A 1,477-nucleotide genomic window follows, 5' to 3' on the forward strand; every position below is an offset into this window, starting at 1 on the left:
GGAAATATCCGCTCTAACCTATCTGTCACGAGCTCAGGAGGTCACTGGGGGGTAAGCGCTGGAATAAACTTAACGCTGAATTAACAATAAAAAATGCATTCGCCCTTGTTTAATGAAACAAGGGCGAAATTTTTATATTATAGAGCATTAATATTTTATACAGAAAATCACAAGGTAGTATACTTATAAAGTCTTATAGCAATGTATTCTATAGTCATCATTTTAGTGAAACTAATTTTAGTTAAAGTGAAGTGTCTTAACTAAAGATTTACAAATGCAGAGTGATATCTCTATGTAAATTAATAGAGTACGTAATCGTACAATAGTCTGAAAGCATACATTTTATAGTTTTATTAATAGAAATATCCATTTGAGGGATGCTTAAAGAAATAAAAAATCCCATTTCTTACTATTTCAATTTTCTCTGTATGCAGCAATAGCAATGATTAAGTAAGATTCACTTTGATCATAACATCTAAAGTACAATAACACATCAATGCTCCTATAAAGGACTAAAGAGCAAGGAACAATGCTATAAATTTTAGAATTTTTAATAAATCAGAAAGAATTATTAAATTAAATTCATTTTTTTCTTGCTATTTTTCTTAATAGCCTATAGAGAGTGCTTGAGCAAAGATAATCCGTAAAAAACCGAGCAAAAAATTACGCAAAAGGAAATGCGTTTAGTTATGAAAAAAAAACATAACCATTATTACTTTACCATAAAAAGACTTAAGAGATACACCTTTAAGGTTCAAAGTTATCTCACCTATTTTTATGACAAAAGTATAATAACTCTACAAAAAATACCTTAGCTCATTCAGCAAACAACTTAATCCCACTTTCGCAATAACATCTTTATTGCTTCTTAAGCACACAAAAAACTCATAAGAGCATACAAACATGTCCTCTCTACACGTATTTTATTTACTCCCACCCCCAAGGGTTTTACAGCAAAAGATACAACCTCCCTAAAAGCGTAAAAACCACGCCCTTATTAACTATACTATCGACCAACACCAATGATAGTCTCATGGTGTTTTAGATAGTTCTTTTTCCCATTATGACAACCCTAATCTTTTTACAAAACAAGAAAAAATATCTTCTGAAGTTTCCCTAACACAAGAATATGTCTTTTTAATGTTTTTCTTATTTGGAGAATTTATTATGAAAAAAATATATAACATACCTAAAATGCTAGAAGAGAGTGATATTAAAGATTTTTGCTCATCTTATCGATTACCTTTTATTAAAACGCTTTCATTGGTTTCAGTAGCTGTCTTTTTATCCAATGCTTCTCCTGTTTCTGCTTGTGATGCGTGGGGTAATGTATCGCAGTATTTTGGTGCTGGTACAAATATACTTAAAGATATTGCACCAACTTATATAATTAACGGTAGAGTGTACAGAGATGTTGGCTCTGCATTATATGGTTTGGAACGTGAAGTTGCGGGCAATAATCTTGTTAAGCAAGATA

The 1,477-nt window shown here is 30.9% G+C and carries 1 protein-coding gene; it reads left to right on the plus strand.

Features of this window, described 5'->3' with window-relative positions:
• Window positions 1-1,167 precede the first annotated feature (1,167 nt).
• Window positions 1,168-1,477 (plus strand): hypothetical protein (locus tag ACFIO3_RS12990; RefSeq protein ID WP_375704597.1); only part of this gene is annotated, 310 nt, incomplete at its 3' end.

This window comes from Bartonella sp. AD328YNZD, assembly GCF_042196425.1.